Origin of the sequence: Eubacterium sp. BIOML-A2, from assembly GCF_009680135.1 — a bacterium.
Lineage (GTDB): Bacteria > Bacillota > Clostridia > Lachnospirales > Lachnospiraceae > Faecalicatena > Faecalicatena contortus_B.
In genome coordinates this window covers 1-23,812 of sequence record NZ_WKZK01000007.1, presented here as the reverse complement: position 1 = coordinate 23,812, position 23,812 = coordinate 1, and the positions used below count along the sequence as shown (strand labels likewise).

At 47.1% G+C, this 23,812-nt stretch carries 19 protein-coding genes and 1 riboswitch; of the genes, 13 read left to right on the top strand and 6 right to left on the bottom strand.

The genetic code is table 11. The features are described from left to right. Window positions 1–205: 205 nt before the first annotated feature. Window positions 206–286, top strand: a riboswitch (ZMP/ZTP riboswitch). A gap of 134 nt (window positions 287–420) precedes the next feature. From pflB to GKG43_RS04130, 5 genes are all read left to right on the top strand, one after another. Beyond that, entirely contained in the window at window positions 421–2,661 is a 2,241-nt protein-coding gene (pflB, locus tag GKG43_RS04150) for a formate C-acetyltransferase (RefSeq protein ID WP_055154342.1), read from the top strand. Between the two features lie 38 nt (window positions 2,662–2,699). Further along, window positions 2,700–3,197 carry a flavodoxin family protein BilS gene (bilS, locus tag GKG43_RS04145; protein WP_025654833.1) on the top strand — a complete coding sequence of 166 codons (498 nt, stop codon included), beginning with the start codon at window positions 2,700–2,702 and terminating at the stop codon, window positions 3,195–3,197. Further along, window positions 3,194–3,694: a DNA-deoxyinosine glycosylase gene (locus GKG43_RS04140; RefSeq protein WP_025654834.1), complete on the top strand. Its 501-nt coding sequence runs from the start codon at window positions 3,194–3,196 to the stop codon at window positions 3,692–3,694. The genes bilS and GKG43_RS04140 overlap by 4 nt, the downstream gene beginning before the upstream one ends. 209 nt (window positions 3,695–3,903) lie before the next feature. Continuing rightward, complete coding sequence (locus GKG43_RS04135; RefSeq protein WP_025654835.1) at window positions 3,904–4,530, top strand: GTP pyrophosphokinase; 627 nt, start codon at window positions 3,904–3,906, stop codon at window positions 4,528–4,530. A gap of 137 nt (window positions 4,531–4,667) precedes the next feature. Further along, the gene (locus GKG43_RS04130; protein WP_025654836.1) at window positions 4,668–5,234 is read left to right on the top strand and encodes a nicotinate-nucleotide adenylyltransferase; all 567 of its coding nucleotides are present in this window, start codon (window positions 4,668–4,670) and stop codon (window positions 5,232–5,234) included. Window positions 5,235–6,011: 777 nt separating this feature from the next. On the opposite strand, the gene GKG43_RS04125 is transcribed toward GKG43_RS04130, so the two are convergent. Next, window positions 6,012–6,671, bottom strand: coding sequence for a hemolysin III family protein (locus GKG43_RS04125; RefSeq protein WP_025654837.1), 660 nt, complete (start codon window positions 6,669–6,671; stop codon window positions 6,012–6,014). 385 nt (window positions 6,672–7,056) lie between these two features. Between GKG43_RS04125 and GKG43_RS04120 the strand changes: the two genes are divergently transcribed. Continuing rightward, window positions 7,057–8,640, top strand: a complete 1,584-nt coding sequence (locus GKG43_RS04120; protein ID WP_025654838.1) for a DEAD/DEAH box helicase — start codon at window positions 7,057–7,059, stop codon at window positions 8,638–8,640. A 233-nt stretch (window positions 8,641–8,873) separates the two neighbouring features. On the opposite strand, the gene arcC is transcribed toward GKG43_RS04120, so the two are convergent. From arcC to GKG43_RS04105, 3 genes are all read right to left on the bottom strand, one after another. Continuing rightward, entirely contained in the window at window positions 8,874–9,806 is a 933-nt protein-coding gene (gene arcC / locus GKG43_RS04115) for a carbamate kinase (protein ID WP_347561958.1), read from the bottom strand. A gap of 280 nt (window positions 9,807–10,086) precedes the next feature. Beyond that, entirely contained in the window at window positions 10,087–10,638 is a 552-nt protein-coding gene (locus GKG43_RS04110; protein ID WP_055154363.1) for a prolyl-tRNA synthetase associated domain-containing protein, read from the bottom strand. A gap of 69 nt (window positions 10,639–10,707) precedes the next feature. Next, window positions 10,708–12,339, bottom strand: coding sequence for a DUF975 family protein (locus tag GKG43_RS04105; protein WP_025654841.1), 1,632 nt, complete (start codon window positions 12,337–12,339; stop codon window positions 10,708–10,710). Between the two features lie 218 nt (window positions 12,340–12,557). On the opposite strand from GKG43_RS04105, the gene GKG43_RS04100 reads away from it, so the two are divergent. The 7 genes from GKG43_RS04100 to GKG43_RS04070 all read left to right on the top strand — a co-directional run bounded on the left by GKG43_RS04100 (window position 12,558) and on the right by GKG43_RS04070 (window position 21,281). Then, window positions 12,558–14,078 (top strand): sugar ABC transporter ATP-binding protein, encoded by a 1,521-nt coding sequence (locus GKG43_RS04100; protein WP_044926439.1) that lies wholly within the window; start codon window positions 12,558–12,560, stop codon window positions 14,076–14,078. Window positions 14,079–14,081: 3 nt separating this feature from the next. After that, window positions 14,082–15,083, top strand: coding sequence for an ABC transporter permease (locus GKG43_RS04095; RefSeq protein ID WP_129878734.1), 1,002 nt, complete (start codon window positions 14,082–14,084; stop codon window positions 15,081–15,083). Next, entirely contained in the window at window positions 15,083–16,051 is a 969-nt protein-coding gene (locus tag GKG43_RS04090; protein ID WP_129878732.1) for an ABC transporter permease, read from the top strand. Before GKG43_RS04095 ends, GKG43_RS04090 begins: the two co-directional genes overlap by 1 nt. 118 nt (window positions 16,052–16,169) lie before the next feature. Continuing rightward, a complete protein-coding gene (locus tag GKG43_RS04085) occupies window positions 16,170–17,294 on the top strand; it encodes an autoinducer 2 ABC transporter substrate-binding protein (protein WP_025654845.1) in 1,125 nt (374 codons plus the stop codon). A gap of 79 nt (window positions 17,295–17,373) precedes the next feature. Further along, window positions 17,374–19,140 carry a histidine kinase gene (locus tag GKG43_RS04080; RefSeq protein ID WP_129878730.1) on the top strand — a complete coding sequence of 589 codons (1,767 nt, stop codon included), beginning with the start codon at window positions 17,374–17,376 and terminating at the stop codon, window positions 19,138–19,140. A 15-nt stretch (window positions 19,141–19,155) separates the two neighbouring features. Continuing rightward, a complete protein-coding gene (locus GKG43_RS04075; protein WP_129878728.1) occupies window positions 19,156–19,905 on the top strand; it encodes an AraC family transcriptional regulator in 750 nt (249 codons plus the stop codon). A gap of 188 nt (window positions 19,906–20,093) precedes the next feature. Next, a complete protein-coding gene (locus tag GKG43_RS04070; protein ID WP_025654848.1) occupies window positions 20,094–21,281 on the top strand; it encodes a uroporphyrinogen decarboxylase family protein in 1,188 nt (395 codons plus the stop codon). 383 nt (window positions 21,282–21,664) lie between these two features. Here the strand turns inward: GKG43_RS04070 and GKG43_RS04065 are convergent, their stop codons facing one another. Together GKG43_RS04065 and GKG43_RS23085 are read right to left on the bottom strand one after the other, a co-directional pair. Further along, window positions 21,665–23,230, bottom strand: a complete 1,566-nt coding sequence (locus tag GKG43_RS04065; protein WP_347561956.1) for an EAL domain-containing protein — start codon at window positions 23,228–23,230, stop codon at window positions 21,665–21,667. Window positions 23,231–23,430: 200 nt separating this feature from the next. Further along, the coding region (locus GKG43_RS23085) for a hypothetical protein (RefSeq protein WP_206672029.1) at window positions 23,431–23,812 on the bottom strand (382 nt) is incomplete at its 5' end.

The window sequence follows — 23,812 nt, the reverse complement described above, 5'->3', positions numbered from 1 at the left end:
ATCCTCAAGTGTTTTGATAAGCTGCCCTGGCAGTACTATTATTCCGGCTGATTTTGCAGATTTCCTCTTACTGCTTTTTCGCACAGCGGATTGTATTCAGAAAAAATTTATGGATAAAATTTATCAAAAAATATGTTGCATTTTATTCGACTTTGTGTTTATACTGAAAGTACGACATAAGTATTCAGGCTTCGTGGAAAACTGAAATGTTCTATGTGACTGACGGAAAAGTGGAGTATACCACATGGGAGCATAGGATAGAACGCCGACCGTCTGGGCAGCTCAATGATTTGGGCTGTCTTTTTTGTTTTTAACTTAGTGTGCATTGGAATTGTCTCCATGGCATCAGAGGGAGGAACGAGAAAGGCAGCGGGATGATTGGGAGAAATTTAATGACCTTGATAAATGGAGGATAATGTCATGGAACAGAAAAATTTTGAGCAATGGAATGGATTTGCAGCAGGAGATTGGCAGAAAGAGATTAATGTCAGGGATTTTATTCAGAAGAATGTAACCCCATATGAAGGCACGGACGAGTTCCTGGAAACGAAAACGGAGAGGACGGAGCGCTTGATGGAGCGTCTTAATAGTCTTTTAAAGCTGGAACAGGATTTTGGCGGCGTGCTGGATATCGACACGCAGTCAGTATCGTCTCTGACTGCATACCAGCCAGGTTATCTGGATAAAGCGGAGGAACTGATTGTAGGTCTGCAGACGAACCGGCCATTAAAGAGGGGGGTGAATCCCTTCGGTGGAATCAACATGGCCAGAAAGGCCTGCAAGGCTTACGGCTATGAGCTTTCTGATAAGATCGAACAGGAATTCCAGTACAGGACAACCCACAATGACGGTGTATTCCGCGTGTATACGGAAGAGATGCGCAAAGTCCGGCACGCAGGCATACTGACGGGGCTTCCGGATGCTTATGGGAGAGGACGAATTATCGGCGACTACCGCAGGGTGGCCCTGTACGGAGTGGATATTCTGATAGAGGAGAAGCAGAATGACAAGAGAATCATCGGCGAGGGGGATTTTGATGTCGAGTCCATCCGTTTATCGGAAGAAGTGTTCCAGCAAATCAATTTCCTTAATAAGATGAAGGAAATGGCACAGATGTACGGTTACGATATTTCAGAACCTGCACATAATGCCAGGGAAGCTGTCCAATGGACTTATTTTGCGTATCTCGCAGCCATCAAGGAGCAGAACGGCGCCGCCATGTCACTGGGGCGGACCAGCAGTTTTCTGGATATTTATATTCAGAGAGACATCGATGCGGGACTGCTGGACGAGGTGCATGCCCAGGAGCTGATTGATGATTTTGTGATGAAGCTGCGCATGGCAAGGCATCTGCGCACGCCGGAATATAATGAATTGTTTGGCGGGGACCCCATGTGGATTACAGAGTCCATTGGCGGGATGGACGAACAGGGCCGCACGCTGGTGACAAAGAACAGCTTTCGTTTCCTGAATACGCTTTACAACCTGGGACCGGCTCCGGAGCCGAACCTGACGGTGCTGTGGTCCGAAAAGCTGCCCCGGGGCTTTAAGGATTTCTGCGCAAAGGCTTCCATTGATACAGATGCGATCCAATATGAGAACGATGATCTGATGAGACCGGTATATGGGGATGATTATGGAATTGCCTGCTGTGTATCTGCGATGAAGATCGGGAAGCAGATGCAGTTCTTTGGGGCAAGGTGTAACCTGCCGAAGCTGCTTCTGCTGGCGCTTAACGGCGGATATGATACCTATACCAAGTCTCCGGCTGGACCGGAGATGCCGGTATATGAAGGAGATATACTGGACTTTGATACTGTAATGCAGCGGTTTGAAAAGTACAGGGAATGGATCTGCCGTCTCTATATAAATACCCTGAATGTGATCCACTATATGCATGATAAGTACGCCTATGAGAAGACACAGATGGCGCTTCATGATACCGAAGTGGAACGTTTTATGGCATGCGGGGTTGCGGGGCTGTCTGTACTGACAGATTCCCTGAGCGCCATCAAATACGCAAGGGTAAAGGTTATCAGAGATGAGAACGGATACATAGTGGATTTTGAAACACAGGGAGAATTTCCAACCTATGGAAATGATGACGACAGAGCCGATGAAATTGCAAGGAACATTCTGGCCGATATGTCTGCGGAGCTGAAGAAGACGAAGACATACCGTGATGCAGTACACACGCTGTCTGTCCTGACCATTACCTCCAATGTCATGTATGGGAAGAAGACCGGCGCAACCCCGGATGGGCGCAAGGCGAAAGAGCCGTTCGCACCCGGAGCAAATCCGATGCATAACCGGGAGAAGAACGGAGCGCTGGCATCCCTGAATTCTGTAGCCAAGCTCTCCTATGAAGACTGCCGTGACGGGATATCCAATACCTTTTCCATTACTCCGGATACGCTGGGCAGGACAGAAGAGGAACGGCTTGAGAATCTGGTGAATATCCTGGATGGATATTTCCGGCAGATGGCGCACCACGTGAATGTAAATGTAATAAACCGTGCAATGCTGATGGAGGCTTATGAGAATCCGGCAAAATACCCGAATCTGACAATCCGGGTTTCCGGATATGCGGTAAACTTCCACAAGCTGTCCAGGGAGCAGCAGAAGGAAGTAATTATGCGTACTTTCCACGAAAAGATGTAGAATAAAAAGAGAGCACTCAAAGAAAAGAAGGGACAACTATGACATATGAGATCGTATTTGACAGTGCAACCGGCAATACAAAGCTGCTGGCGGAGAAGATAAAAGAGAGCATGGAGCGGGGGGAATGTGCCTATTTCGGCGGCCCAACGGAGGCTCCTGCACAGTCTGAACTGATATTTGCAGGATTCTGGACGGATCGCGGAAACTGCAGTGAGGGAATGAGGAACTTTCTGGAGAGGCTGAATGAGAAAGAGGTATTTCTGTTTGGTACAGCGGGCTTCGGCGTCATGCGGGAATACTTTGACAGTATTCTGGAAAGAGTAGAATCATATCTACCGGATAGTTGTACTGTGAAGGGGACATTCATGTGTCAGGGCCGGATGCAGGAGAACGTAAAGAAGCGTTACGAGGCCATGCTGGAGAACGACCCGGCGGATGCACGGATAAAGGCAATGCTGGATAACTATGAAAAGGCGCTGCTGCATCCCAACAGTGAAGATTTGCAGGAATTAGAAGAAAGACTGAAGAAGCTATGAATATGACAGAACAGGTAAGCCACGAGTTTGAACCCGTATTTGACAAGAATTCCAGGGTGTTGGTCCTGGGCACATTCCCATCCGTAAAATCCAGGGAAAACCAGTTTTATTACGGTCACCCACAGAACCGTTTTTGGAAGATTATCGCACGTTTAACTGAAAGCGAAGTGCCGGAGACGATTGCAGATAAGAAAAAGATACTGCTGGATCATGGCATTGCAGTCTGGGATGTCATCGCCAGCTGTGAGATCCGGGGATCTAGTGACAGCAGTATCCGAAATGTGGTGCCCGCAGACTTATCCAGGATACTGGACAACTGCAGCATCAAACAGATCTATGCCAATGGGGGAACTGCCAAAAAACTATATGAAAAATACAGCAGGCCGAAGACCGGCAGGCCAATAACCGGCCTGCCCTCCACAAGTCCGGCGAATGCCGCTTACTCAGCAGACCGTCTGATGGAAAGCTGGGGAGAAATAAAAAAGTTTATTTTTTAGCTCAAAGGGGTCAGACCCCTTTGAGTTCTTTTCTGTTTACAGGAGTTTAATACAATATTAACATCCGCATGCTGGAGGTATGTTCCGCAGGCTGCTAACATATATTAGTAAAAGACTCGTTATTATTCACGGCCCATAGGCCGTAGATAGTACAAAGCCCCTATTATGAGGTCTTATATGAAATATAAACAGAGAGAAGCATCGTTTGAATGAAAAAGAAAAATAATAAGTTGAAAGCGAATTTGGTTAACAGTGATTTTAGTATTAAGGGCGAGTGTGCGATCAGCCTGCTTCTGACAAAACTGGATATCATTAATATCGAGCTGTCGATGGAGCTGGACCGCAATGTGATTCAGATGAAGACAGGGCGTATGAAATCCTACGAGAGCACCTGCAAGAAAATGGACAGAAAGGGGATTGAGAAAACCTTTTCGAATGCGCTGGAAAAAGTAAATGACCTGATCGGGGTGCGTGCGGTCTGCTCTTATATGGATGATATTTACCGAATCGCAGAGATTTTTTCGGAGCAGAAGGACGTTAAGATTGTAAAAGTAAAGGATTATATAAAAAATCCGAAGACATCCGGATACCGGAGCCTTCACTTGATTATGGAAATCCCCATTGGATTCCAGGGCGGCACCCAGTGGATGAAGGCAGAGCTTCAGCTGCGCACTGCGGCCATGGACTACTGGGCGAATCTGGATCATCAGCTGAGATACAAAAAGGGCAGGCGCGAAGCGGAACTAATCGACAATGAGCTGCAGAAATGTTCGGAAACTATTGGAAAACTGGATCAGACTATGTTGGAAATCCGAAAAAAAATAGATAAAATATAAAGCCCAGGCCTAAATAATAACAGGACAGTCATATTTGCTTTCTTAGAAAAACTGTATTATACTGATACTATGCGGGATATGAGCCAAGAAAAAGCGGATGTGCCATACCCCCAGAATACGGGAGAGGAGCCGGGAAAATGGTCGAGACAGGGGTTATACATGGAAGATTTCAGATCTTTCATTTAAAACATATGGAGTATTTGCTGGCAGCAAAAATGAGATGCAAAAAGCTTTTTATAGGGATTACACATCCTGATATCTCATCATTCGCAGCTACATCGGATTTGGATCAGCACGGAACAACGAGAAGAGATAACCCGCTCACATATTTTGAGCGTCTGGAAATGATAGAAGGAGCGCTGGCTGACTTTGGAGTAGGTCGGGAAGAATACGAGATCATCCCGTTCCCCATCAGCCATCCAGAACTCATTCTCCAGTATGCACCGAAAGATGCAACCTACTATATGAGTATCTGCAGTGACTGGGACGAAGAGCGCTGCCAAACACTCCAGGGCCTGGGGCTGGAGGTCGAGGTACTGTGGAGAAAAAGCAGAGAAGAAAAAGGAATCACAGGAGACGAAATCAGAAGACTAATTGCTGCTGATAAAGAATGGCAGCAGTATGTACCAAAGACCGTGGGTGAATACCTCACCAGCCATTCTATCACCGAGAGGATACGTGGGGTGCAGTATTTGTATGAGTAGGGGGGCCGCTGCCGGAGCCGGACATAGGGATGGTTGGAAACGGGATGGGGGCTGTAAGCTGGAGTAGAGGAAAAAAGACGGCAGACAGGGGGAACCTGGACACATCACCCAAAGCCTTGATGGCTTTGCGCGCTGGGTCCAGGGAATATTGTAATTCGGAATTACAATATTCCCCCCTGTCTGCCGTCTTTTTTCCTCAACTCCACCTAACAGCCCCCAAGACGCTTCCAGCCATCCCTATGTCCGGCTCCGGCAGCTGGGTACATCAAATCGGAAATAATGCACATGTGGGACGTATACGGTAGAGGCGGATCTGCGCGGCGGAAGCGGTTAATTGCTACTCCTAAAAACTGTATACACAACCCCGTATATTAAGCTCCCGCTTATCCAACTCCATCCGCTGCTACCGAATTGCCCCCCACCATAAGGCATGCCTTCAAATCCGGAAGAAGCCCAGCCTGTCTGGAATGGGGAACGGGAGGGCGGCGGGAAAGAAGGGATGGTTCCTGGAAGTATAGAGTGCGCGGTTTAGAAGTACTTACACAAAAGAAACTGCCCACGAGGGATGGCAAGTGATTTACCAAATCACTTGCCAGTACAACCTAAGACGAGAAAGCATCAAGCTTTCTCGTTGCATGTTGTACGTGCCCTCGTGGGCAGTTTCTTTTGTGTTAGTACTTCTCCGCAAACGGGTGACTTCCAGGAACCATCCCTTCTTTCCCGCCGCCCTCCCGTTCCCCATTCCAGACAGGCGGACTATTTCCCATGAATCCTGCCTTAAGGAAGCAAAAAAGCATACATCAATACGAAGTGGCAGGCGCTTCCCCCCATTACGAACAAATGGAAGATTTCGTGGCTTCCGAAATTTTTATGTTTGTTATCGAAGATGGGCACTTTCAGTGCATAGATGATTCCTCCGATTGTATAGATAATCCCTCCTGCAAGGAGCCAGAAGAATCCGGCTCTGGACATGTTATTCAAGATCTGCGTGAATGCCAGTACGCAGGTCCATCCCATTCCGATGTACAGAACGGAAGATACCCATTTTGGACAGAAGACCCAGAATGCCTTGATGAGGATTCCTACAATTGCTATGCCCCAGACAAGTGTCAGAAGGATCCGGCCGGTTTTACCGGGCAGAACAAGGAGACAGATCGGGGTATAACTTCCTGCGATCAGAATAAAAATCATCATATGGTCAATCTTTTTCAATATGGTATTGACCTTTTCTGATAAATCAAATGTATGATAAGTCGTGCTTGCTGCATATAATAAAATCAGGCTGGCTGCGTATATTGCCAGGGAAACCACATAGACACTGCGTGGTTCATGTGCCGCCTTTATCAACAACGGAATAGCGGCAAAGATTGCCATTAACATTCCTATAAAATGTGTAATTGCACTGCCCGGGTCTTTAATATGCTGCGTCTTAGTCATAATATCATGCCTCCTAAAAATGAAAACTTTTACATGTAGTTTTTAAAACTATGTTTAGTATATGCTTATATTACAACTATTATTACAAAATTGCAAGCGTTTCAGAGATTTTATTTTTTTAGAAACGGACATATTCCGGACGATTTTCAGGCTGCATGGGAAGCCGATCGTAACAATTCCGGCCTTCCTGAACTGTAACAGCCGATTACTGGCGGAAAATACAGGCAGCCTGTACTCAAAATTGACAATTGGCGCCAAGTCTGCTATGATAGCAACTGAGACTATGTGTATATCCTTTACTTGGTGTCCGGTAAAGGGTATTTTTTTGAGATTTTAAAGGTCTGTAAAAATGACACAGAATTAAGAATAAGAATAAAGGAGATTTATGGAAGAAGTAAAATTTGAAGATTTGGGGCTCTGCTCCGAGATAGTTAAGGCAGTTAAAAAAATGGGCTTTGAGGAAGCGTCACCAATTCAGGCCAAAGCAATTCCCATCATGCGGTCGGGAAAGGATATCATCGGCCAGGCACAGACAGGAACCGGTAAGACGGCTGCTTTTGGAATTCCTCTTCTGGAGAAGCTAGAGCCTAAGAATAAGAAACTGCAGGCAGTTGTTTTATGCCCCACAAGGGAATTGGCTATTCAGGTGGCGGAAGAGATCCGCAATCTTGCAAAATATATGCACGGCATTAAAGTGCTGCCCATTTATGGAGGACAGGAAATTGTCACACAGATCCGTTCTTTAAAGAGCGGCACACAGCTGATTATCGGGACTCCGGGGCGTGTGATGGACCACATGCGAAGGAAAACAATTAAGATGGATGAGGTCAGCACCATCGTACTGGACGAAGCGGACGAAATGCTGAATATGGGATTCCGCGAAGACATCGAGACTATTCTGGAAGGGGTTCCCGAAGACAGGCAGACGGTTCTCTTTTCTGCGACGATGCCACAGGCAATTCTGGATATCACGAAAAAGTTCCAAAAAAATGCGGAGATCGTTAAAGTTACAAAAAAGGAACTGACGGTACCGAATATTGAGCAGTATTATTATGAAGTAAAACCAAAGAGCAAAGAAGAAGTTCTTGCCCGTCTGCTGGATATCTATTCACCAAAGTTATCGGTGGTATTCTGTAATACGAAAAAACAGGTAGATATCCTAGTCAATGGACTGCTGGGCAGAGGTTATTTTGCCGCGGGACTGCACGGCGACATGAAACAGCAGCAGCGTGACAGGGTAATGCAGGGATTTCGTTCCGGTAAGACAGACATTCTTGTGGCGACAGACGTGGCCGCGAGAGGGATCGATGTGGATGAGGTAGAAGCCGTGTTCAATTATGACCTACCGCAGGACGATGAATATTATGTACACCGTATCGGAAGAACTGGAAGGGCAGGGCGCGAGGGACGTTCTTTCTCATTCGTTTCAGGAAAAGAAGTCTATAAGTTAAAAGAGATCCAGCGCTACTGCAAGACCAAGATCTATGCGCAGAAGGTTCCTTCCTTAAATGATGTGGAAAGTACAAAGATCGAAAATATACTCGGAGAGATCGACAACATCATCGAGACAGAGGATCTGACAAAGTATCTTCAGGCCATTGAAAATAAGGTAAACGAATCCGACTATACGGCGATGGACATGGCGGCAGCCTTCCTGAAGCTCAGCTCCGGACAAAATGAAGCTGGACCGGAGGATATAGAATTCGGAGATACCGGGGCAGAGGAGGCAGGCATGGTTCGCCTTTTCATTAATATAGGCAAGAAAAACAAGGCAAAACCGGGAGATATCGTCGGGGCAATTGCCGGAGAGAGCGGAATTCCGGGTAAACTAATCGGATCTATCGATATGTACGATAAGTACACTTTTGTAGAAGTGCCGAAAGAATATGCAAGAGAAGTGCTCGGTGCGATGGATCATGCAAAGATAAAAGGCAAAAATGTGGCTGTTGAGCCGGCTAACCAGAAATAAAGCGGGCAGCCCCGCGGTTAATAAAGTGTGTCATACAGCGCCAAATGAGCAGGCGCTGCCGAATTGCAGACAGAGAGAGCAGGAAAAAGGGGCAGGAGTGATTGTATTTTATCACACCTGTCCCTTTAGATTTACAGGAAAGAAAAAAGACGGCTGACGACAGCCGTCTTTTTTCTGTTAAAATATATTATCTTTTTATGAAGCTATAAGCATCCTACTTATCACAGAAAATGTCAGCAGATAATCGTTCCTGCTTTTCTTTTCATTCCCTCGCTGACTTTATCAAATGAAGTGATAAGGGCGCTGCGTCCTTCACGCTTTTCGATAAACTCCACTGCGGCCTGGAACTTAGGAAGCATATTATAGATGCCAAAATGGCCCTGCTCCATATATTCCCGGGCCTGGGCTGCAGTAATCTTTCCAAGCTTTTCTTCATCCGGCCTGCCCAGGTTGATGCATACCTGTTCCACACTGGTAAGGATGATCAGTTCGTCCGCATCGATCCCTTCGGCCAGCTTGCCGGCTGTCAGGTCTTTTTCAATTACCGCGCTGGCTCCTTTTAGATGATTGTCCTGTTCCAGGACGGGGATTCCGCCTCCCCCACAGGCGATGACAACCTGTCCCGCATCCAGCAGGGCAGTTACTGCATCCAGTTCTACAATCTTAACCGGATGAGGAGCGGAGACTACACGACGGAAGCCCTTTCCGGGTTCCTCGATGACATAATTTCCTTTTTTGCGTTCTTCATTGGCCTCCTCGGCTGTCATGTAACGTCCCAGTACTTTTGTGGGAGTATAGAATGCTTCATCGTAAGGGTCAACGATCACCTGGGTCAGTACCGTACTGACTGTCCGGTAGAGCCCACGGTTCAGAAGCTCTTCTCGGATGCCGTTCTGCAGGTCATAGCCAATATAGCCCTGGCTCATGGCGGAACACACAGACATGGGGGCAGCGGTATAATCATCATGGGTTTTGCCGAATTCATTCATGGCAGTGTGGATCATGCCGACCTGCGGCGCATTGCTGTGCGTAACGGCAACCTGGTATCCTTCTTCGATTAAATCAGCAATAGATTTGGCTGTATTTTTTACGGCGACCTTCTGCTCCGGAAGCGTAGTTCCTAAAGCACGGTGTCCTAATGCGACAACAACTCTTTTTTTCATAATCTGGTCCCTCTGTTTCGTAATTAGATTAGTATCTGGCACATCGCCTAATCATTAACGGCACTTCAACTGGCTTACATGTTCGATAGCGCTGTGCCCAAGTCTCAGTGCAAGCATCATATCTGCGTTTGTAAAGCAGCATTCTCCGAAATTGAACTGAGCTTAAGGGTCAGCCGCCTTTTTTACGATGTACTAGTGAATATATAAGATTATATTATTTTTTCTGTAAAAAAGCAACGGTGAACTGCCTGAAAAAAGACGGCCATTCATTTCGCGCCCCTCATCAGAGCGATACAACACGGTAGCGATGGCCGGTATATTTTAAAAACTTCTTCAATATGTCCCCGGTTTTAATTTTCAGGCTTGTGGTATTCATACAAGGATGGCATCCCATATACTCCTGATCCAGGAGTTCCTTATCAACCAGCAGATCAACATACCAGTCTTTGTCATTCATAAGTCCGAGCACACTGACTGAACCGGGTGTAAGTCCCAGATACTGCTCCATAAATTCCGGCTCCGCAAAGGAAAGGCGTGAGATGCCCAGTTGCGCAGACAGGTCTTTTGTGAAAAACTTTTTTTCTCCGGGCATGAGAAGAAGAAAAAATGTGGTCTTTTGTCGGTTGCGCAAAAACAGATTCTTGCAGGGGAGAATACCGAGTTCCTCCTCCACGGCCCTGCAGGCTTCAATCGTAGGTGCAACATCATGGTCAACGCCCTCGTAGGTAATATGCAGCTGATCCAACAGGTCATAAACGCGGGCTTCTTTGTCAGTCCGGCCGGAGCAGTCGGGTTTCCCCGTAAAATGCTCCTTGCTTACATAGATTTCACTCATAATCATAGTCCTTTCTTAATTCAAGTATGTAACACATCCCGTGTATAAAGCAGAGGATCTTAAAATCACTCACACACTCATAAAAATCGTCCCCGGATTCAAAAGCCGGGAAATCAGCTCCGGATGCAGCGCGGCATAGATGAGATCGGTGACAAAAAGTATGCACAGTACGATGCACAGAGCTATGCGGAGATATAAAGGCAGCCTTAAAAACATTTCTTCCCATCTGGGAGCCAGATAATACAAAAATGCACAGCCCATCATCGCGAAGAACACGGCTCCGCCTAAAAATGTGCGGCCATTTAGGTTTATAAAATAACCGGTGTAATCCGATTGTATGATATCCAATTCGTATTCCAGCAGCCAGCTCATCAGGTATTCAATGGCCATGTAAGCCGCCATCATCATTGTAAAAGATAAGATCGGCCTGTGTGCAAACTTCTTAATAAAGATCAGCAGTATCAGTGCGCAGACGCCATAGAGCGGAATCCACGGGCCGAATAAGAATCCCCGGTTTAGAAAGACTCCGTCGCGTATGAGGTGAATTGCGCTCTCCACAATCCAGCCTAAGATGGAAAAAGCGAAGAACAGGAATACGCAGGACACAAAGCTATATTTTTTGTCGGCCTGTATGGGGGCTTTGACAGCCCTTTCAGGCGGCTGGATAGAATACAGGAACACCGGATACTGGTCCGGTGCAAAATATGAAATCTTGGTATAGGGACCCTCTGAGTCATCGTAAAGCGCCTTGCTGATCAGAAGCTCATCCTCGGAGGGAACACGTTCCAGCATGGGATCATTGAATGCCTCGTAGTGCGGAGCCCTTGACAGCACATAGCTGCGTCTCAATTCCATATATAGTTCAGTATCTGTTCCGGTCATATAGGGATTCACATAGAGAAAATCCAGTACTCCCAAAGTCAGGAGCGAAAGAATCTCCCAGCCTAAAAACGAAAAGTGCAGCAGGAACATTCTCCATTTATTTCCGTGCATCAGCTGCCGGGACAGCTGAAACGCATCTTTACGTGAAATGGCCGGATTCTCTGCGAGAATAAAGGGAATCATGCTGTATTCGTAGTGCTTGATGATACCGCCTATGACGGTAAGGTTCCAGAGCCACTGGAACACATTACGGCAGAACATAATCCAGGCCGGATTGCGTATGTATCTCAGTTTATATAGGAAGAAGATTTTACTGATTCTGGTCTGATGATAGTTCCGTGCCTCCAGGAAAAATCTTCGTTCGCCAACCAGGATCAGGTTTGCAATAAAAAACTGAAAGAGTATGGCTGTAACAGCGCCGGCGGCCAGAAAGAGCGAGGAGAGATAGGAGTGATCGGTAAAAATACTGTTCACGGTCTTTAATATGGAAAAGAGTACGGACTTTCCGCTGGTATACATGTCGATAAGCAGCTGTGCAGCAGTCCTGACAGGGGGCGTAAGAATCGTTTCCTCCTGATCCGTATCGGCAATCTGCTCTACGGTATCCGTTATGACTGCAGAGTTAGACTGGCCGCCGGTGACGGCTGGTTCGGTATCCGCATGTACTTCAGTTTCCGGATCATACTGGTTGAGAAACGTAGTAGAGGAAGTGTAGGCAGTCGTCAGCATTGCAGCCAGAAAACAGACTGCAATCATACGCCAGTAGTTAATTTTCACAGAAAACCGTGCCTTTTGCTTCAGTACTTTTCTCTTCCACATAAAATGGAACCTCCATAGAAAGTGATTATTATCTCCATTATAGTAAAGAAGTAAAAATAACGCAATCGTAAAAGGGAAGAAACCCCAGATTGTATTTTATATAAAACCATTTAGATTTTCCATGTTTATTCAGCCGCAGATCCTGTACTATTTTTATAAACTAGTACATCGTAAAATCAGTTACTTATTTTACAATGTACAAGGAAGGAGGAGACAGCATGGGGCAGACAATATTGGAGCTGCATGATATTGTAAAAACATTTCCTGGAGTTCTGGCGTTGAACGGCATTAATTTTAATCTGCAGAGCGGCGAGATACATGCAATCTGCGGCGAGAACGGGGCCGGGAAGTCCACCCTGATGAAAGTGGTTTGCGGCGTACACAAGGCCGACAGCGGAACAATGGTGGTAAACGGCAAAACAGAAGACTTTGCCAATCCGATGGAAGCCTATGGGAAAGGCGTATCCATTATTTTTCAGGAAACAAGTCTGTTTGAAGAAATGACAGTGCTCGATAACCTGTTTCTTGGACATGAGATGACTAAGAAAGCAGGAATCATAAAGGTGCTGGATTACAGTGCAATGAGGAAAGAGGCGGAGAGGATCTTCCAGCGTCTGAATACAAAGATAAGCCTGGATGCACAGATAAAAACACTTGGCATGGCACAGAAACAGATGGTTGAAATCGCAAAGGCGCTGACCTTTGATGCGAACATTATCATCTTCGACGAGCCTACTGCATCCTTGACACAGCGGGAAGTAACGGCACTGTTTAAGATCATCAATGACCTCAAATCAAGCGGGCTTGGAATCGTATATATCAGCCATCGTATGGAAGAAATTTTTGAACTGTGCGACAGAGTGACGGTTGTCCGGGACGGACAGTACATTTCTACAAAAAATATTGCAGAGACAAATAAAGACGAATTAGTGGCCGATATGGTCGGACGAAAGATGGGGAGCTATTATCCCAAGTCAGAGACTGTCATCGGCGGGGAAATATTCCGGGTAGAGGGATACTATGATGAGGGTTTTCTGGAGAATATCAACTTCCATGTAAATAGAGGCGAGATTCTGGGATTTGCCGGCCTTGCAGGGGCAGGACGCACAGAGCTGATGGAATCAATCTGCGGGTTCACCGGCAGGGCGGCCGGCAGTGTCTGGCTGGAAGGAAAAAAGCTGAACATCCACAGTTATAAGGATGCCATGGCAGACGGAATCGTGTATGTGTCGGAGGACAGAGGAAAGTACGGCCTGATTGTGGATATGAGCATTCAACAGAACATTTCACTCCCCCAGCTGGAAAACTTCAGCAAAGGTCCTGGCTTTCTGGATGAAAAAAAGGAGAGAGCGAAAGGGGAAGCGTACATCAAGGAGGTTGGAATCAAAGCTCCGGCCCCGGATTTCCTGGTTGCGAACCTGTCCGGGGGCAACCAGCAGAAGGTATCCGTATCCAAAGCGCTGGCAATGGGGCCGAAGCTTTTGATTCTGGATGAACCAACCCGGGGGGTTGATGTCAACGCAAAAGCAGAGATACATAAGATCATCAGTGAACTGACGCAAAAGGGCCTTACGATCATTATGATTTCATCCGAGCTGCCCGAACTGATCGGCATGTGTGACCGGATCTATGTTATGAAGGACGGCTATATTGCAGGATGCTTTGACCGGGAAAATGTAACACAGGAAAAGATCCTGACGGTTGCATTGGAATCTAAGAAAGACAGGCAGGAGGGCTAACAGATGACTGAGAAGAAAAAGAAAGCATCCTTTCTGACAACAGAATTTTATCTTGCGGTATTTTTGGCAGCGGTACTGCTGCTTCTGGGCGTGCTGGCAAGAGATTTTTACTCGATTAATAATATGATGAGCCTGCTGAATACATTCAGCTACATCCTGATTTCAGCCATAGGCATGAATATGATCATCATCACCTCCAATATCGATGTTTCCACGGGCGCGCTGATCTCGGTGGTCTGCCTGTTTACCGCCGCTCTGGGGAAAGCAGGAGTTCCCTTTGCAGGGCTCCTTCCGGCGGCGATGCTGATGGGAGCAGGCTTAAGCACCCTGAATGGCCTGTTCATAACCAAGATGAAGATACCGGCCATCGTGGCAACGCTTGCGACAACTCAGATCTTCCAGGGAGTGCTTCCGCTGCTGGTGGAGGGCTCGATTTACGATCTGCCCGCAAGCTTTACCTGGCTGGCGTTTGATGCCAAGATCTTTAGAATCATACCTGCAAGCGTACTGATCTGTCTGATCGTGACAGTGTGCGCGCTGCTGTTTATGAAGTATTCCAAGTTTTCCAAGAAGATTTACGCGATTGGGAATAATGCCAACGGCGCAAGGCTCGCCGGGGTAAATGTAAACCGGACAGTGGTAATTACCTATGCCATTGCAGGCGCGCTGTTTGGAATCTCGGCCATCATCATTGCCACGGCAGGACAGCGCGTGACAAACACAATGGGAACCGGGCTGGAGATGACCTTTATCGCCGCTGTCGTACTCGGAGGAACCAGTACGGCCGGCGGATCCGGAAAGATCATTGGTACGGTAATCGGGGCCTTTATCCTGGCTCTGATTGCACCGGCGATTAACTATTTGGGAATCAGCCCCAACTGGTCAGATGCGGTAAAAGGCGCAATCATCATTATTTCCGTCGTTGTGAGCGGAGCTAAATATCTGAAGAAAAAACGGGTGATTCCGGCAGAAAAGCTGATAAAAACAGGAGGTGAGAGAGCCTAATGAAAAAAGTACTGAAGTTTTCATTTAATAAAGCCCTGTTTTTGATCTGGCTGGTCATATTCAGCGGAATCGCGGTCAAGAGCCCGTCGTTTCTGACCGCGCCATATATTATCAACGTAATGCTCAGAAACATTGTGGAGATCGGTATGGTTGCGCTGCCTATGACGCTTATCATCATCACAGGGGGAATCGACCTGTCTGTAGGCAATACGATGATCCTTTCCGCCATGCTGGGAGGAATCGCCTATACAAAATGGGGGACCGTGGCAGCGGTTGCGGCAACCCTGCTGACAGGAGCGGCCTGCGGGCTGCTGAATGGGGTGATCATCGCAAAGGCGAAGATTTCCGCCATGGTCACCACGCTGGCAACCATGTACCTGTTTCTGGGGCTCGCGAGAGGAATTTCAAAGGGAGACAGTGTTTACTCCTACGGTTTTGCAGAGTTTATGGGTAATATATCGATCTCCGGTCTCCCGATACAGATCTGGTTGTTTATCATACTGGCGGTTGTGTTCACGCTGCTGCTGGGGAAAAGCATTTTCGGAAGAAAACTCTATGGGATTGGGCTGAATATCAATGCCACAAAATACTCCGGCGTCAATACAGACCGTATGCTGATTATTATCTATACATTATGCGGAATTGTCTGCGCCATTGCTGCATTCATTTTCCTGGGAAGATTTACAAGCGTGAAATACGATGCGGGAACCAGTTTCAATCTGAAGGTCATTACGATCGTAGTTCTCGGAGGCACAAGCATCATGGGGGGCGTCGGCGATATGAAAGGAACGATTCTCGGCACACTTATTATTGCAACTCTGAACAGCGGCCTCACGGTCATGAATATACCGATCGATGTACAGACCATCGTGCAGGGGGCGGTACTGATTATTGCCCTGATCGCATGTGCAATTGTAACAGAACGTACGAAGAAAAAGCGGATTATTAAAGTGGATTCACACGGATAAAGTTCAGGCCGTGCCGTGCACAGTAACTTCTCACGAGAGGGCCAAGTCGGACCCGTTATAAAAAGATTGTAATACGCAAGTATTATATATACAATAAAAAGGAAAGGAAAGAGGATGTATGAAAGCAAAAGAGTTAATGAAAAAGGTAACTGGCGGAGCGCTGATTGCAGTTATGGCAGTCACGATGCTGGCGGGGTGCGTATCTAAGACGGAGACGCCGCCGGCGGACACCAAGACGGAGGATTCGGACAGTAAGGATGCGGAGGGAGATATGACGGTCGCAATGCTGCCGAAGTTCAAGGGAGAGAATTACTTCGATGCATGTAAGACAGGCGCACAGGAGGCTGCAGACGAACTGGGGATTACGCTTCTGTATGACGGGCCTTCCCAGGACCAGGCGACGAACCAGAAACAGGTAGATATTCTGGAGGGATGGATTGCACAGGGGGTTAATGTCATCGTTGTATCACCGAACGATCCCACCGCGATTGCTCCGACTCTGAAGAAAGCGCAGGATGCGGGAATCAAGGTGGTTACCTTCGATGCAGATGCCCAGGAAGATTCCAGGGACATATTTGTAAATCAGATCACGGCGGAGAGCGCAGCCAAAGGACTTCTGGACGGCGCTGCAAACGACCTGAAAGATAAGGGCTACGGAGACAGCAAAACTGCCAATATCGCACTCGTATCAAGTTCAGGAACGGATGCAAACCAGAAGGCATGGGAAGATGCAATCAATAAACTTCTTGAGACAGACGATTACAAGTTCATGAAGATTAAAAACAAAGAGACCGACGTATATTATCCAGGAACCGATGAGACAAAGGTGAACAGCGAATGTGCAACTTTGATCGGACGTATGGGCGAAGGCGAGGATAAGATCCAGGCGGCAATCGGACTCTCATCCATGGCCACACCTGCACTTGGGGCACAGTACCAGTCTGCATCCAGTAAACCGGACGCAAAAGTCGTTTCCATGACAGGGCTGGCAACACCGAACGCACTCAAGACTTACATCAAAGACGACGAGAATCCGTTGAATTCTGGTGTACTCTGGAACTGTATGGATCTTGGATATCTTGCAGTACAGACGGCATACCAGCTTTCAGAGGGAACAATTACACCTGATTCAACATCCATCGACGCAGGAAGGCTTGGCGCAAAGGATATTGTTGATTCACAGTGTGTACTGGGAGATGCTCTTGTATTTGATGCATCCAATGTAGATGAATTTGATTACTAAAATATAGGATAGATAAGGAGGGGGCTGCGGACGGCGGCGGCCCTCCTTAAGTGCTAGGGACGGGAGATGGGCGAAGGACATGAGAAAACAGAAGGCGGGGACGAAACTGTCTATTACATATGCCGTATTTGTCATTCTGATGATTACCGCGGCGGCTGTCATATTTTTCCGGTACAGCAGAGACACCGTCCACAACGACGGTGTCAGCAACCTGATACAGACAACGGCTGCTACAATGGAACAGATCGATAACAGGCTGACAAATATGGAACAGGCTTCGGTAGACGTCCTGACAAACGCCCATTTTCTGGAGCTGTGGGTGGAATTTACGGAGAGCTGGAACCAGGAGACCGGGCGGAACGTAAAGCGGATTCTGGTTAATGCCTATAAAAATAAGTCCGATATCCGCCGTGTTGCCGTGTATGACAAGACGGGCAGCTTTATCTGCACCGGAAACACAGAGGCAGAACGGGAAGAGGTGGCTTCAAGGGTTGCCTACATTGAGGACAAATACAGCTTTAATGTGGCGGACAGCCGTGTATTTCTGGGTCCGGCGGCGGATTTCTGGGAACCATCCACAAAGGGAACAGTCATAACGGAGATTAAACCCATTAAAACCCCGTCCAAAGAAATCGTAGGATATATTGAGGTTCAGCAGAACTATTTTTACCTCAGGAATATATGCGATGTAAAATGGAGCGGTTATGATCTGAATACGATGGTTTTCATTGGAGATCAGGCGGATCTCTTTTATGCGGATGTGACATGGAAGCAGCCGAAAGAGAAGATCAGATATTTTGCCGAGCTGACGGAGCAGTATGTGAAGGCCCAGGATACGGGGGAAGAGATCGTGACCATGGCCAGTTCTAACTATTATCCCTGCCGGACAGTGATCGTGCTGCCCGAGAGCATTTTGTATAAATCACTGCGGAATACCATTCAGGGAATCAGTCTTGTGGCGTTGCTGCTGATTGCATTTACCATCTTGTATATTCTGTTTGTGACGAAGAAAATCATGCGGCCCATTGATACCTTTGTAAAAAGGATGCAGGGGACAAAACTGGAAAACTTTACAGAACATCAGGCCACCCGGGACATGGACTGGGAGACTATGATTCTGGTTACGGCCTTTGAGGATATGGCGGCCCGTCTGCGGGAATCCATGGAGCGGGAGAAGCAGATGGCAGATGTGCAGACCAAGACGCTGTTCGGCATACTGCAGTCCGAGATCAGCCCCCACTTTATGTATAACACACTGGGCAGTATCGCAAACATGTGCGAGAACGGAGAGCGGGAGGAGGCGGCGAATGCTTGCTATTGTCTGTCCGAGATCATGCGGTATGCGTCCGATTATACAACGGTGGAAGTGACCTGGCAGGAAGAACTGGAGAACCTGAAGGCATATATGGCGATCATAAAAAGCAGATACCGCCAGAGGCTGGATTATGAGATCACAGTGGACGGAAATCTGGACTATTTTATGCTGCCGAAAGTGACATTCCAGCCCATTGTGGAAAATGCAATCAAGTACAGTCTTCTGGAATCCGAACACGTATTTATCCAGATCTATGTCGTCGAATTTGACGGATATGCGATTGTGGAGATCAAAGATAATGGCTGCGGGGTAACCAAGGAGGCTGTGGAACTGGTAAGAAGCAGAATTGAGACCTTTTACCGGGATCACGGCTCCCAAGAAATCACAGACAATCTCCAGTTCGGCGGCATGGGGCTGAGCGGGACGCTGATCAGGCTTTCTATTTTCTTCGGAGAAGGCTTTTCCTATGAAATACTGGGGCAGAATGATACCGGAGGTACAACGATTGTACTGAAAATGAAACTCGAGTAGTTTAGGGAGGTTAACATGTATAAAGTGCTTTTAGTAGATGACGAGCCGGCGATTCTGGAAGCAGAAAAACGGGCGATTTCGCAGCGCATAAGGGATTTTGAAGTAATCGCAGAAGCTTATTCCGTGGACCGGGCAATTGAGATCTTCGAAGAGATCCACCCGGAAGTCGTGCTTACGGATATGAAAATGCCAAGAAAAAGCGGGATTGAACTGATAAAATACATTGGGCAGCAGGAAGAGAAACCTGCGGTCTGCATCGCAGTCAGCGGCTATTCGGACTTTCACTATGTTCACGATGCATTTCTGTACGGAGGCTTTGACTATCTGCTCAAACCAATAGAACCGGCCAAGATCGAGGACTTATTTGACCGGATTCAAAAACTCCTGGCATCAATGAAAAAGGAGCAGAGCAGAGTGTACCTGTCTTCTGAAAAGCCCTCAGGCCGGGAGCTGGTGTCCATGATCGAGCACTATGTTAAGCACCATTTATCGGAGGACAACAGCATCATCAGAATCTGTAGCAGATTCATGATAAGCCAGCCGTATCTGAGTAAAATTTTTAAGAAATATGAGGGCTGTACTTATAACGAATACATTATAAATCTGAAGATCACGGAGGCGAAAAAGCTGCTGGAATGCCATGACTGCCTCATTGGAGAGGCGGCAGAAGCGCTGGGGTTTACAGATCAGTTTTACTTCAGCAAAGTATTCAAAAACGCGGTGGGATGCACGCCTCGTGAGTACAGAAAACAATTCCTGGTTTAGTATATGAATGCGGCGAGGGGAAGTCCCTTTACAGTGCATCTTCACATCATGTATCTTTCCTGGTCCTGAGGCTTTAGAGAGAAAGGTTTGGTTTTGGATTTTACAAAAGAATGTTTTACATTTCCATGTTTTTATTACAGGCTGCCTTTTATAATAAAACTATCATAATGACAGTGGAGGAATGAAAGATGACGAATAGAGAACGGGAACAGGCTACACTTAATTTTCAGAAACCCGAAGGAAGAGGCACAGTCGCGGAGACATTCTATCCATGGGTATTGACCACGAACCGGTTTAAAGAAGAGGGAATGCCCGCCGAGATTGCAGACGGAGCCAAGGATATTACAAACAATATTGTCGGAAATAAAGCAAATCAGACCGAAAAGTATCTTGCAGCAGAGTGGGGCCAGGGAGTTATGGAATATGAGCAGTATCTGGGCTTTGACCCAGTCAGAAGAATCCATTTTGTACTTCCTTTCCGCCGCTTTGAAGAGAAGATCATAGAAGAGACACCGGAACATATCATCAAGCAGGATATCTACGGCCGGCAGGTGCTCAAAAATACCGGTTCAGACCTGGAGCTAGACTATAAGCCGGTCATAGAAACCATGGAAGACTGGGAAAATCTGAAATCGCACGCAGAGAAAGAACTGGAAGCATATTTCTCAGATAAGCAGATCGAAGCCGCTTACGGCCATCTGGCAGAGGGGCACGACAGAGGGGACTATTCTATCCGCCTTAACATAGAGGGCTTTTTCTGGGTACCCCGGGAACTGCTTGGAATAGAAGCCCATATGTATGCATTCTATGATGAACCGGAACTGCTGCACGCCATCAATGATTACATACTGGAGATTTACCGTACAAAGTTATTAAAAGTAATAGACCTCGTACAGCCGGATGTCATCTATTTTATGGAGGACTTAAGCGGAAAGAACGGCCCAATGGTATCCCCGGACTGTTTCGAGGAATTCGTGGCAGACTATTACAGAGCGCTGATTCCGCTGTTCAAGGAGCATGGCGTTGGAAATGTTTTCGTAGACACCGACGGAGACTTTGCCCGTCTGATCCCCAACTTTATGGATGCCGGAGTTGACGGATTCCTGCCAATGGATGTTAATGCGGGAATGGACATCGTAGAGGTAAGAAAACAATTTCCAAAGCTGAAATTTATCGGAAGCTTCAACAAACTGGAGATCGCAAAGGGCCCCGCGGCCATTGACAAAGAATTCGACCGTATCCTGCCTGTCATCAGGGGCGGCGGCTATATCCCGGGATCCGACCACCAGGTGGCGCCATCCACCTCACTGGAGAACTATAAATACTACATAAAAAAACTCAGAAAAATAATGGAACAGGCGGGGGCGGATTTATAAGGGGACGCTTGTCTGTGCTGATGACTGCGGGGCCGGAGGGGATGCCCACGGGGGCTTTCTGATACCGGTCGTTTATCCTTACGGAAACACGGCACACTATGAGGCATCAGAAAGCCCCCGTGGACATCCCCTCCAGTGCCGCAGTCATCGGCACAGACCGCTGGTGCATCCGACGGGAGACAGGCGGATGGAATTGGATATGCGGAAAAATTTTCTTCAGTAGGTATGGTGCTATAACCTTTGGAATAGGTCGTACTGGGAAGAAGGCAAGACATATGTAGTTCGGATGATCCACTACCACCGTCCGGATTCACCAAACGGTTTTTGTCCTTCCGGCCGAATGCGTCCCCCCATTCCAGGCAGGCGCCCCCCCCCCAGTCAAATCACATCAAAAACCGCAAAAAATCCTCCTCTGCGAGAGGTTTTGAGTAGTAGAAACCCTGTATCTGATCTATGCCAAAGTCTATGACGAGCTGCTTCTGTTCTTCGGTTTCTACTCCTTCTGCGACTACTTTCATTCCAAGCTCTTGGAACGTGCGCACCATGTTTTTGACGGCCAGGGCGGAGGTGCTGTTTTCCATGGATGCGCAGATAAGACTGCGGTCCAGCTTTACGGTACCGAAGGGGAGGCTGATGACGGTGGCGATGTTGGAATAGCCGGTGCCAAAATCATCCAGGCCCATCATGATGCCGTGTTTTTCCACTTCCAGCGCGAATTCTCTTACGATCTCCGGATTCTCTGCCAGGGTGCTTTCTGTAAACTCGATCTTGAGTGTATGTGCCGGAGTGTGGCAGCCGTGAATGATATCCAAGACCTTTTCCGCCAGGTTTGGCTGGGAAAACTGAATTGCTGAAAAATTCACATGTATACATTCGATGGGTATCTTCATATCCAGAAGCCGATTGATGAAGCAGCACACTTTCTTTATTATGACGTATGTAATATCAATGAGAAGCCCTGTCTCTTCGGCGATTGGTATAAACTCGGACGGATAAACAGGTCCGATGGGAGTGTCATTCATCCGCATCAGAGATTCGGCATAGAGAAATTTACCTGTTTTGACTTCATATATGGGCTGATAGAACATCTCAAAACTCTCGTCGGCCAGTTTGTCTTTTAGAATCTGTATGATACGGCGTCTACGCTTCAGCTTGGACAGCATCTCTCTGTCACAATAGCAGATTTGTCCATATCTGCCGGTTTTAGCCTGCACAACGGCGTACTCAATGGAGGTTATGACCTCCTCCAGCGTCTGTGCGGCCTCTGTATGGCGGATCACCCCTATGACTGCCGACAGATTGAATTGATAGTCATTGACCTCCCATGGGTGGGTCATGTGGTCTTGTATTTTCACGATGCAGCTTCGTATCCTGCTGTCCTCTTCTTTAGGAAACAAAAGCGCAAATTCATCCCCGCTGAAACGGTAGACATTCTGGGACGGACCAACGGAATTCAGAAATTGAGAAAGTGATTTCAGTAAAGCATCTCCGTTATGCTGCCCCCAAGCGTTGTTAATCAGCCGGAAATCGCGCAGCGACACGACTACAAGTGTAAAGGGCCTGTCAGGATAGCGGGTGAGCAGCAGGGTAAGCATATTCAAAAGTTCCTGCCGGTTTGGAAGATTAGTCAGGTAATCCAGAGAGATCTGTTTATTCTGCAGGTGAAGGTAAATGATAAGAAGAGCACATGTGGCGGCGGTACCTGAAAGAATAATTTGAGGATATGCCTGTTGAAATATAATTACCAGAAACGCAAGCACAGGAAATGAAGCTAAAATCCGTGAAATCTCCTTGTCTATCTTTTTGTAATTTACTAGAGTAATAACAAGACATGCGAGGCAGTAAAGATAGAAAATCAGATAAGTTGTGATAATCAGGTTTCCACGTGTATAACCTTCCACTGCGGTCAGATCGAAAATATTCCTGGTAAACGGATTCAGCAGAATCAATACAGCATACCCAAGCCCGGGAATGGAACAAAATAGAAAAGACTTCTTTAACCCCGGGCTTTCGACATAAATAATGGCCATAGTATAAAGAAAATAAGCCAGGCCCATAAGAGGGGTAAGAAGAAAATAAAGAGTCGTGATGATCCAGATGCTCCACAGAGGAACAATCTGATCATCGCATACTCCTCACAGGAAAATCCTCATCTGTCATCATCGTAACATAATACCGTTTCCCCACCGGAACCAGAATAACTACAGACGTTTTCACCACACACAGAACCCACGTATTTATTATTATAAGTACAAACCCTCAATAATACAACAATCTTGTAAAAAATAACCAAGCAATAAATAAAAATTCCAATTCTATGCCTGTTTAAACGTCCCTTCCCTATCTCCTGACTAGTCAACTGATCACCTATACCAACTCCATCCCCATTCCCCCGTAAGAGTCCCTCCACCAGTAACACATTCCCATCCGCCTGGATGCACCAGCTGAGTGGAAGTGGAATAGGCCTCTTTCCGATGGGGGCGCGAAGTAATGGAACAGCCGTAAGCCTGACAAATGCACATATGCCGTTT

Excerpts from the sequence above, each read along its gene's own strand:
- GKG43_RS04085 (WP_025654845.1), top strand. The coding sequence starts at position 16,170 with ATGAAAGCAAAAGAGTTAATGAAAAAGGTAACTGGCGGAGCGCTGATT.
- GKG43_RS04080 (WP_129878730.1), top strand. The coding sequence starts at position 17,374 with ATGAGAAAACAGAAGGCGGGGACGAAACTGTCTATTACATATGCCGTA.
- GKG43_RS04100 (WP_044926439.1), top strand. The coding sequence starts at position 12,558 with ATGGGGCAGACAATATTGGAGCTGCATGATATTGTAAAAACATTTCCT.
- bilS (WP_025654833.1), top strand. The coding sequence starts at position 2,700 with ATGACATATGAGATCGTATTTGACAGTGCAACCGGCAATACAAAGCTG.
- GKG43_RS04140 (WP_025654834.1), top strand. The coding sequence starts at position 3,194 with ATGAATATGACAGAACAGGTAAGCCACGAGTTTGAACCCGTATTTGAC.
- GKG43_RS04095 (WP_129878734.1), top strand. The coding sequence starts at position 14,082 with ATGACTGAGAAGAAAAAGAAAGCATCCTTTCTGACAACAGAATTTTAT.
- GKG43_RS04125 (WP_025654837.1), bottom strand. The coding sequence starts at position 6,671 with ATGACTAAGACGCAGCATATTAAAGACCCGGGCAGTGCAATTACACAT.
- GKG43_RS04090 (WP_129878732.1), top strand. The coding sequence starts at position 15,083 with ATGAAAAAAGTACTGAAGTTTTCATTTAATAAAGCCCTGTTTTTGATC.
- GKG43_RS04120 (WP_025654838.1), top strand. The coding sequence starts at position 7,057 with ATGGAAGAAGTAAAATTTGAAGATTTGGGGCTCTGCTCCGAGATAGTT.
- pflB (WP_055154342.1), top strand. The coding sequence starts at position 421 with ATGGAACAGAAAAATTTTGAGCAATGGAATGGATTTGCAGCAGGAGAT.
- GKG43_RS04075 (WP_129878728.1), top strand. The coding sequence starts at position 19,156 with ATGTATAAAGTGCTTTTAGTAGATGACGAGCCGGCGATTCTGGAAGCA.
- GKG43_RS04135 (WP_025654835.1), top strand. The coding sequence starts at position 3,904 with ATGAAAAAGAAAAATAATAAGTTGAAAGCGAATTTGGTTAACAGTGAT.
- GKG43_RS04110 (WP_055154363.1), bottom strand. The coding sequence starts at position 10,638 with ATGAGTGAAATCTATGTAAGCAAGGAGCATTTTACGGGGAAACCCGAC.
- GKG43_RS04070 (WP_025654848.1), top strand. The coding sequence starts at position 20,094 with ATGACGAATAGAGAACGGGAACAGGCTACACTTAATTTTCAGAAACCC.
- GKG43_RS04130 (WP_025654836.1), top strand. The coding sequence starts at position 4,668 with ATGGTCGAGACAGGGGTTATACATGGAAGATTTCAGATCTTTCATTTA.
- GKG43_RS04105 (WP_025654841.1), bottom strand. The coding sequence starts at position 12,339 with ATGTGGAAGAGAAAAGTACTGAAGCAAAAGGCACGGTTTTCTGTGAAA.